The 8,729-nt window shown below is 53.3% G+C and carries 11 protein-coding genes; all 11 read right to left on the bottom strand.

Annotated elements, in window-relative coordinates; genetic code table 11:
* Positions 1 to 317 precede the first annotated feature (317 nt).
* From HJG40_RS07225 to HJG40_RS07175, 11 genes are read right to left on the bottom strand one after another with little or no spacing between them, the layout of a single operon-like run.
* Positions 318 to 998, bottom strand: a complete 681-nt coding sequence (locus HJG40_RS07225; protein WP_215863557.1) for a nuclease-related domain-containing protein — start codon at positions 996 to 998, stop codon at positions 318 to 320.
* The gene (locus HJG40_RS07220) at positions 995 to 1,765 is read right to left on the bottom strand and encodes a hypothetical protein (RefSeq protein ID WP_215863556.1); all 771 of its coding nucleotides are present in this window, start codon (positions 1,763 to 1,765) and stop codon (positions 995 to 997) included. The genes HJG40_RS07225 and HJG40_RS07220 overlap by 4 nt, the downstream gene beginning before the upstream one ends.
* Entirely contained in the window at positions 1,765 to 2,091 is a 327-nt protein-coding gene (locus HJG40_RS07215; RefSeq protein WP_215863555.1) for a hypothetical protein, read from the bottom strand. The genes HJG40_RS07220 and HJG40_RS07215 overlap by 1 nt, the downstream gene beginning before the upstream one ends.
* On the bottom strand, positions 2,088 to 2,621 hold the full coding sequence (locus HJG40_RS07210) for a hypothetical protein (protein ID WP_215863554.1): 534 nt from the start codon (positions 2,619 to 2,621) through the stop codon (positions 2,088 to 2,090). Before HJG40_RS07210 ends, HJG40_RS07215 begins: the two co-directional genes overlap by 4 nt.
* Positions 2,618 to 3,115 (bottom strand): hypothetical protein, encoded by a 498-nt coding sequence (locus HJG40_RS07205; protein WP_215863553.1) that lies wholly within the window; start codon positions 3,113 to 3,115, stop codon positions 2,618 to 2,620. The genes HJG40_RS07210 and HJG40_RS07205 overlap by 4 nt, the downstream gene beginning before the upstream one ends.
* A complete protein-coding gene (locus tag HJG40_RS07200) occupies positions 3,112 to 3,474 on the bottom strand; it encodes a hypothetical protein (protein WP_215863552.1) in 363 nt (120 codons plus the stop codon). The genes HJG40_RS07205 and HJG40_RS07200 overlap by 4 nt, the downstream gene beginning before the upstream one ends.
* Positions 3,467 to 4,453 carry a phosphatase PAP2 family protein gene (locus HJG40_RS07195; RefSeq protein ID WP_215863551.1) on the bottom strand — a complete coding sequence of 329 codons (987 nt, stop codon included), beginning with the start codon at positions 4,451 to 4,453 and terminating at the stop codon, positions 3,467 to 3,469. Before HJG40_RS07195 ends, HJG40_RS07200 begins: the two co-directional genes overlap by 8 nt.
* Positions 4,450 to 5,328, bottom strand: a complete 879-nt coding sequence (locus HJG40_RS07190) for a disulfide bond formation protein B (protein WP_215863550.1) — start codon at positions 5,326 to 5,328, stop codon at positions 4,450 to 4,452. The genes HJG40_RS07195 and HJG40_RS07190 overlap by 4 nt, the downstream gene beginning before the upstream one ends.
* Positions 5,325 to 6,608: a hypothetical protein gene (locus tag HJG40_RS07185; protein WP_215863549.1), complete on the bottom strand. Its 1,284-nt coding sequence runs from the start codon at positions 6,606 to 6,608 to the stop codon at positions 5,325 to 5,327. Before HJG40_RS07185 ends, HJG40_RS07190 begins: the two co-directional genes overlap by 4 nt.
* Complete coding sequence (locus HJG40_RS07180; RefSeq protein ID WP_215863548.1) at positions 6,605 to 7,723, bottom strand: hypothetical protein; 1,119 nt, start codon at positions 7,721 to 7,723, stop codon at positions 6,605 to 6,607. Before HJG40_RS07180 ends, HJG40_RS07185 begins: the two co-directional genes overlap by 4 nt.
* Entirely contained in the window at positions 7,720 to 8,721 is a 1,002-nt protein-coding gene (locus HJG40_RS07175; protein WP_215863547.1) for a hypothetical protein, read from the bottom strand. The genes HJG40_RS07180 and HJG40_RS07175 overlap by 4 nt, the downstream gene beginning before the upstream one ends.
* Between the last annotated feature and the right edge of the window lie 8 nt (positions 8,722 to 8,729).

Raw genomic sequence — 8,729 nt, 5'->3', positions numbered from 1 at the left:
GCATTCCAGGGTGTCATGACCCCAATAACGTAGTTCACGGATCACTCCGTTCACTGAGCCTGGTCAACCATGAGCCTGCGTACCGCCTTGCAAGCTCCGCCTATACCGACATCGGTTAGGGGGAGTGGTTGACAGAGATCGTGAGATGAACACCTCCATAAAAGCCATCGCAAAAAGCATTAAGGCTACAACCAGTTCTGCAAGGCGGATTGATTCGCCGCCCGCCCAAAGGAGATATATGCCGATGCCCAGACAAACTATAGCGCCAAGGAGCGCGAATAAAGAAGAAACGATCTCGGCCAACCAGATTAAGCGGGTCACAGGAAAAATCCGCCCAGTACCAAAGCCACCCCCGCCCCGGTAAGCCATGGTGCTCCTGCCTGCAGCCAATAAGTCATCCCGCCACCGGTGACTTGCCGCATCTGCTCTCGATGCGAAGCACTATCACGCTGATCTACCTGCTGTAGCTTGTTCCAGGCATCCTGTATGGATGCTGGATTCGGGCCTTCCCCTCGATCCATTTCTTTCAGCTTCCGCTTCAGATCACGAAGCATGAGCACGCCGTCCGGCACCCCGTTGGGAAAAGATGCGGATCCAGCGAGGACCACAAATCCGGTCACGGGAACCCCCGGCACTATCGTTCCTACCGACTTGATGTGCCCATAGTTCTGGTCCAGTGGGTTATGCAGGTTGTTTTGCTTCCCGCTGGGGAACTTCTGGATCCAGCTACCGCCCTTCCCTCTGCCATTATCGTAAAGAGAGCCACTGTAGTTCTTGGTTTCCAGTACCACGATAGCCGAACGGGTGAGTACCAGATGGTCTATCTGGGTTAGCCCCCTTTTCCCCGGAATCGTGACATTGTTCTGGATGGGCAAGCCCATACCCCGAATGGTCAGTGACACAGATTGTTCGCCCATGTCGCCTTTCAGTTGGCGACGCAGAAAGCGCCCGCCGATGCTGAACAGAATCGCGCCAGGAATAATTGCATCGAAAATCACGACACGAGCACCTCCCCCCAAGGGTCCGACAGAAAAACAACCAAGCGGTGATGCAGGTCCGGCACCGATATATGCTCCACAGGGACAAAATCTTTGGGGTCATTCTCCCAAACAGGCAACAAATCCCCCGGCTTCAGACGTTTATGGTAGTCGTCAATGATTTCATATTGATCCGCTATCAGCACCTCTCGATCATAGCGACGTTCGAGCCTTTCCCGCTCGCAGAGGCCAACACAGTTTTTGTGTCTTGCCGCAAAGCAGTCTCCGTTGTCCACGTTGATGGCGAGGATTCTGCCATCCCGCATGGCCCATTCCATTTCCGGGTAGGGATAACCATCCTCCGGAAACATTCGACGGGTCCAGAATTGGGCGATGCCTCCAGAATGGTAATTGGCTGCGGTCAGCTTTTGTGTCCATATTCGCTCGTTGACACGCGGATCTCTGCATTCTTCCCAATTCAACTCAGGATACGGGAATGGCTGCGCGTAGCGATCCACAACCTTCTCCAGCCCCTTTTCGGTAAGCACCAGGACGGCCTCCGGCTTGTTTTTTCCTTCACGGATTCCACAAGGCAGGCTCCTGACCCATCCCTGAGTGAAAAGCGTCCGGTCCAGACCTTGCGATTCCTCTGGAGAAAACAGATCATTCAGCAAAAATGCCCGCGTTGTACTGCCGAAGCGATAAATCCAGTCCATAGCCGCCAGTTGTACTTCTTTTGTGCGCCCTTCCGGATTCAGGTTCGGAGCAAGAGTATGTACTGACGCCATCAGACGCCTCCTCTGCTATTTTTGGCTATGGCTATTCCCAACAACGCGATGATCCCGCTGATCAGGTTAGCCACCAGAATCAATGCCAGCCCCGCACCCAGCGCAATCACGGCCCAGATACCGGCGACATGCAAGGCGTGGTGCATGGTTACTGACCAGGAATCTGGTTGCGCCGCTAACCAGGCGATATGTGCCGGATGAAAGCCCATGAAGTGATCTCGATAAATCACGATGGCACAGGCCAGAAGCCAGACCAGCACAGAAGCCGCCACACTGTAGAGCACCTGCCGAATGATGGAATCCCTCACGGATTTCAAGGTCGTCAAGACGTTTTCTCCTTGTGCAAAACGAGATGAACCGTTCCGATGGGATGAAAGATCCACCACCACATCGAGAAAATCCCAATGATGAACATCATGGGCAGATATACAACGCCCATCGCCATGGGGTTCACCGGCAAAGTGGACAGCAACATCACCAACAGGACAAACAACAAGCTATTGCGCCAGTTGAAGCCCCACCAGCACGAAAATGCTCTGCGCCAGATGGATAGTGGCTGCCCGTCTTTCTGAACGATCTCGATGCGGATATTTTCCTTACGGATTTTAATGGGTTTGGTGATCAGGTGTCCTGCCCAGATACCGATGCCGTAGAGCAGCAGAATGAACAGAAAGATCAGCGTGAATATCCGCGCCGCCATGAGCGCCTGAGCCGGATCGTAGTGATGCAGACTGATCCAGCCTTTTGTGGCTTCATTGGAAACCACCAGGCCCAAAATAGTGAACAGCGACATACGCCAGAAATAACGCCAGAAAATAACGATACTTACATCGAGATCCAGGCTAATCAGTCTCATATCGAAGCCTCTCTAATTTCTTCCCAGGTATCCGATTCCATATCGGATGCGGCTTGCCAGTCCCGTTCTGTCGGGCCGGTCGCGGGATAATCTAAGTGTCTCCAAAGTGCGGCGCACATGGGTTCGTCCAGATCATAGAAAGCAATGCAACGCTCTACCGCTTTCATCATGCGCGGATGCCAGATCTCGTAATGCTGCCCACAAGAACCTACATGGCTTTCGATCTCCCGAATGAGTTTTTCCGGGGCGGCGATTACCCGACGCCGGTTTTCAAAGGCGGTTGCCAACCTCTCCGGCATATTGAGTTCTTTGGCCATGTCCCGCCTCCAGTAATAGCGAGCAAGTCGCTCTATGACCTGTAAAGAATCATCACACATGGAATCCAGATAATTATCCGGAGAAACGCCTGCGATGCTGGCATGGATTCGTATTTGCGCCACGCGCACTGCTGCGTCCGTATAGGCGTCTATTTTTTGGTTCCGTGAATTTCTCATAGCAAATCCTCAAACATATCGATCTGCGCTTCTGCATCCTGCTTCGATTCCGCATGGACTACGGGAGAGAATTTGGTATCCATATTTGATTCCTCTATTTCCTCACGGGCCGGATATATGGGGCCAAGACGTTGCGCGGTAGCCCGGATGTTGGTCAAATTTTCAGCGGTGCGATGGCAAGCCGGTCCCAAATAAACCTCTGCCATTTCCTGCGCCCAGCGTTCGGCCAGATGGTCTGAATAACCCGCCATCACCGCATAGGCACCCAAAGTTTTTCGCCAGGCCAGTATCCACGCATCCTGTCCGGCATCGAGGGCGGGAATCGCAGGTAAACCGTTTTTCTCTATGTTTTCAGACATCAGCCACCGCCGTTGATCTTTGTGGCCGCACAAAGTAGATCGTGACCAGAGCGATGGCGATACCCGCCAGCACATCCACGCCATAGTGCCCGCCCTGCGAGGGTGCTGAAAGAATGATGAGCAGATTCAGTATCAGGAGTGGATACCGGAGATACTTCCAGGACCAGGCACCGGCAGCGCAAATCACGGCGAGTGCTGCATGAAACGACGGGAATACTACAAGCCCTTGCAGTTTCGATAGGTTGATGTTTTGTAATGATCCATTGCGAAGATCCGCCATGACGGGCACATAAGCCGTGTGCTTCATGACGGGCAGATGGTAAAAAACAAATGCGCCTCTGGCGGGCATAAGCAGGCCAATGGTGATGCAGATTGTCGCAACGGCTGCGTACCAGAGCACCAACCAACGACCTGCACGCACATGACCGCTCAAGGGCAAAACAACGATCAGCGCGGCAATCTCTATGGCGAGCAGTCCGTAAACAGTTTTCAGCAGCAGATGCAAATCGGGGGTAGCCTGGACAACGTGGTACCAATATAGCCAGTGGAAGCCCAGAGCCAGATCCCAGGATGCAAAGGTTTTGTCCCACTCTGGCAGAACAATGGATCCGGTCAGGATGTAATCCATCACCGCAAGCGAGGCGTTAATGAGCACAAAAGCACCCAATCCCAGATGCGTTTGCATCCCGATGGCCCGTCTTCTGCGGTTTTCCGGTGTAGGCACCTGTCCGGCATAGGACGCATATCCCAAAAAACAGTAGGCAATAAGCACCAACAGATTGACCATCATCGGCATCCCGGTGAGGGTGTATTTCGTCACCTGAAGCAAAACCAGCGTGATGAAAGCCAAGACTAAACCTATCTGCACCTCTGGCCAGGTCAGTAGCGTTTTTATTCCGCGTTGAAAGTCTCCGGCCCATACACGGGGCTGGAACTGGAACGCGGGTTGCGGCAGGCGCATGGATTTGAGTGCTTTCAACCTTCCCTCCCGGATTTTTCATGGCGCTGTGGCCAGGCCGCCATGGAGAGCATGAGCAGCACGGCAAAGAGCACACCCGCATCGAGGGCTATCGGCCAAGGTCCAAGGCTTTGAGATCCGGCGACCGCGCAGGATGTGTGTGAAAATAGACTACAAAACCCGGTGAGGGCATGTGCGGCATGGTGGATCTCGGCGAGCTGCAGAAAGACCGCGCCGATGCCGAGAATGCTGGATACGAATGCAACATCTGGACGCCCGGCAAAAGCGGCATAGATCACGCCGGCCAAAGCGATACGCTCAATCCAGCACAAAGCACAAGGTTCCCAACCTTGGGAGATTTGCAGGTAAAACACCCAGATAAAAGCGATTCCGGCGAGGATACCAGAAGCTATGCGGATTCCATTCTGGATACGGTCACGGGAGAAAAATCTTTCCCAGCGAAGCAATAACGGCCCCAAAACCAACGGCGTCACACCGATAGCAATGGCCAACAGCTCGCCACGCTTGCCTACCGGCAACCAATGTAGCTCGGCAATAACCGCGAACACACCGCCCAATGCAGCGAATACTGCCCATTTCCGATGACTGAATAAAATGGCCGTGGTGTATATCGTCGAGAGCATGAGGGCGACAATAGCGAGCTTCATCCACCAGGGGAAAACCGTATCCACTCCGGATGCAGAAACCCCCTCTGCTGCGCTACTGGCGGCGGCCATGGCTGCAAAACTTGTGGACGATGCAGAAAATGCCGAGATCCCCGCCTGGGCACCGGCCAGGCACACGCCACCCGCGCAAGCTCCGGCGCTGGCGGAGAATACGGCTGCCAGGGTACTCCCCAGGCTGGTAGCACTGCCCGCAAGGTTCCGTGTATTCATCCACACCCTCCAGCCGCACAATTCTGCGGGGTATAGCCTGCCGGTAGCAGGCTTTGGGGAGTGGGATCGGGATTCGTCGGTGGATTATCTATCTCTGTCCAGTCTGTATCGTTCGTCGAAAGAATGGTCTGTCCGGCACTATTGGTTATGGACAGAATACCCGCTGCAGGATTTTCAAATTCGTTGGGGTCACTGGCTGGAGAACTCGGCTCATTCATCACCATGAAATCTACCGTATCCTCTCCCGGTGGAAGAGAGATGGCCTCTGTCGTCAATGCGGTGTAAGTGGCCGTATAACCCACCTGTTCGCCATTGATCCAGACCCAGCCAAAGTTGTCCGCTGCAAAATTAAGTGTCGCTGGCATCGTACTGGACGTGGGATTGTCATATTGTGCCTGCATCACGGCGTACCCCGATTGCGCTGTACCCGATATGCCGGTGTTGGATCCGAAGATCCATTCTGCCCCACTGCTTTGGATGGCTGAATTGGTGCAGACGGATCCCGGCTGCCAGCCGTTTTCCGATGTATCACAAGCCCAGGCATACGTCGGCTGATTGGTCTGGCTGGCTGGCGGTGGTGTTTTGCATTCCGTGGATGTCGGTGCGTACTGCTGGCAGGTTCGCACCGATACCAGCTTGTAGTTTTGAAAAACAACCGGGAAAGTAGGACTTTGCTCGTATTGGCCAGGGGACAGGTAGTTACCAAAGGTCACTGAACCATTGAATGTGCCATTAACATCCTCACCCGTAATGCCATAAGTGGGGTACCAGTCGAAGTTCTGGGAGCAACTGTTTCCGCCTCCGAACACGCTGCTCATGTTCAGATTTTGCCCGTAGTTACCTCCTTGCGGAACAGCGATAGGTACCGTTGCGCCATAGTTTTTCTGGCCAACGCTGGCATCTGGATCATAGGAATTATTCTGCAAGACGATCTGAACAATGCCGCTGGTCGTGCATTGGGTGTAAGCCTCGAAGGAATCACTTTCATAGCCGCCACAAGAGCTGTTACCCGTATTGGTCCATTGGGCGAGAACATGATTCTGTGTCCCCGGCGTGCAGGTTGGCTCCGATTCAATCTGGGTCGTACACCGGTAACACGGCCCCCAATATGGCATGAGTCCCGTATGCCGGGAGTGAATGTACTGACTGCCCAATGTATTCATCTGCAGGTCATCGCCGGTAATACCATAGACCGATGCGGCCAGAGCCGTGGCGGGCAGGATGATGCCTGCTGACGCTATCAGCAGAGCCATAGGCAGTACGGTATGGCGCGTTCTCATCCCGGCTCCTGGGTGCATTGGTTATCCGCGCACAACTGACCTAAATAACCACCATTGAAATAACCATTAACACAACGAGGATTTCCTGAGTTCACGGAAAAGGTAAAAGAGCCATAAATAGTGTTTACGGTAATAGGCCCGCCACTGAAGGTTCCGCCATCTTGAGCAGAAGCAAGGGTGATGGCTGACCCCGTTGCAGTCTGGTTACTGTTCGATGTGCCACAGGAACTTTGTGGACTATTCATTGCTCCGATACTATTTCCTGATCCAATCAGACCTGAATTTCCACCACAATAATTCCCGACCTCTACGGTCCCTGTAATATTTATAGATCCTGAAAAGGTGTTATTCGCCGGATCGTATTGAATCGTCTGCGCGTACTCCCCTCCATGAGTTGCCGCCTGCGGATCTGTAAAGGACCAGCTTGATCCTCCTGTTATGGTCCATGGATTACCCGATCCACTATAGCTGATACTTCCCGTGATCGGTGATTTTTCACAACATAGCGGATCAGGGCTGTTCTGCCCGCATGAGCAGGATGTAGTGGAATTGTCGTAATTACCGACTGAACTTTCACAAATATCGTAATCACTCTCGCAGGAAGGCACCGCACTGGTTGCCGTCTGCGAACAAGAGCATTCATTGGTGCTGTTCTGATAACTGGGTAGGGCCGCTTCGCAGAGATTGTAATAACTCGTACATTGCGGGCTGTTTGCCCCAGGCGGGCAGGTGCAGTCGTAATACTGTAAATCTGTTCCTAATCGCTGTTCTTCATCGGTCAGCAAAGACGGGCAATCCGATTCAGGTAGTGCCGTGCAGACGGGTTGCGTGGCCCCGACCGGACAATAGCACGCCTCATCTGTAGGAATCTCACCCGTTCCCATTTCCTGCTGCAAAGTGGTTTCGCAGTTATTCGCGGGAGGGGTTGTCGGTACCGACTGGGTTGGAGCCGACAAAGGAATGGTGTAGGACGTAGCTCCGTTAAACTCACGGGCTATATCGTCCTGAATGGTGTCGCCGGAGTATGCCCAGGCCTGCACCGAGAATCCCAAGAGGATTCCGGCGACAAGCCATGCAAAGCGAATAAATCTAATCCGGGCGACGGGCTTACTCATTTTTTGAGTACCAGATCCTTGGGTTCTGGATAGGCTTGTGTTTTGCCGTCTTTCCAAACCATTGCGTGATCGCCCTGGTGATAGATCACCATCCAGCCGCCAGAAGTGAGATCCGCTTCGTGCGCCTGAATCCACTTGGGAATACTGAATCCGGGTTGGATGCGGTATTCAATGCTGGTCAGATCCATGAAGGGATAGGCCGCTTTGTGGGGATTCACCACATAGAAAGGATCCTTCTTGGCGTTCTTCCAGGACTGCACGATCCAGTCCATGCGTGCGGGCACGATGGGAATAGTCGGAGCAACAACACCGTCGTAGCCTTCCCAAGCCCAATCAACATTCGCATCTGCCCAGTTTTGCCAAACCCCGCCATGTATTCTGTAAATCGCATCTCCGGCTTTGGGCGACGTTCCACTTGCCCAGCCCGCCTGTTCCAGATCTCCGGCCCAGAGAATCGCCCTATGCGCCAGATTGTCGATGCGATTATCGACGTTATGCCCATCGGGGACGTAACGAGCGACCCAGAAGATTTTTCCGTGTTGGAACTCCTGGCGTAAATGCTCGTACCCGACGACCACGGGATTGGCGTGAGGCGTCCGGGAAGCAGCCTGGAACAACAGCCCTAGGACGGGAACAGCGACCCCAGGACCAAAAGCGGTCATCGCCTCGCCGCCTAATCCGTTACCGGAAATTTCTTTCTTTTCCGCAATGGATGTCGGAGATTCATGCGTAAAGACTTCATGGGCGACAATCGCGCAGGGACCAACATATTCCAGGTTGTATTGTGTGGCCTGCTTGTTGTCTGATGTTCCATTTACATTCGCATCGTCTTTTTTGAACAGCGCAGCCAGCTCGACAGATTTCAAACCTGCCTTTGGCCGATTATGTGTTGGCCCATCGCTTAAATTCATACTTCTTACAGAACATCCGGCCAACAAACTTACACAGCCCAATAACACGCCAGCGCGTAATACAATTTTCCAGTTTTCTTTCTGCATAGTTATCT

The organism is Acidithiobacillus concretivorus (assembly GCF_018853445.1).
Lineage (GTDB): Bacteria > Pseudomonadota > Gammaproteobacteria > Acidithiobacillales > Acidithiobacillaceae > Acidithiobacillus > Acidithiobacillus concretivorus.
This window is presented reverse-complemented; position numbering and strand designations above follow the sequence as displayed.

What these genes read in the sequence shown, in the direction of transcription:
- HJG40_RS07220 (WP_215863556.1), bottom strand. Translation starts at nt 1,765, where the DNA reads ATGGCGTCAGTACATACTCTTGCTCCGAACCTGAATCCGGAAGGGCGC.
- HJG40_RS07190 (WP_215863550.1), bottom strand. Translation starts at nt 5,328, where the DNA reads ATGAATACACGGAACCTTGCGGGCAGTGCTACCAGCCTGGGGAGTACC.
- HJG40_RS07200 (WP_215863552.1), bottom strand. Translation starts at nt 3,474, where the DNA reads ATGTCTGAAAACATAGAGAAAAACGGTTTACCTGCGATTCCCGCCCTC.
- HJG40_RS07185 (WP_215863549.1), bottom strand. Translation starts at nt 6,608, where the DNA reads ATGAGAACGCGCCATACCGTACTGCCTATGGCTCTGCTGATAGCGTCA.
- HJG40_RS07180 (WP_215863548.1), bottom strand. Translation starts at nt 7,723, where the DNA reads ATGAGTAAGCCCGTCGCCCGGATTAGATTTATTCGCTTTGCATGGCTT.
- HJG40_RS07175 (WP_215863547.1), bottom strand. Translation starts at nt 8,721, where the DNA reads ATGCAGAAAGAAAACTGGAAAATTGTATTACGCGCTGGCGTGTTATTG.
- HJG40_RS07210 (WP_215863554.1), bottom strand. Translation starts at nt 2,621, where the DNA reads ATGAGACTGATTAGCCTGGATCTCGATGTAAGTATCGTTATTTTCTGG.
- HJG40_RS07205 (WP_215863553.1), bottom strand. Translation starts at nt 3,115, where the DNA reads ATGAGAAATTCACGGAACCAAAAAATAGACGCCTATACGGACGCAGCA.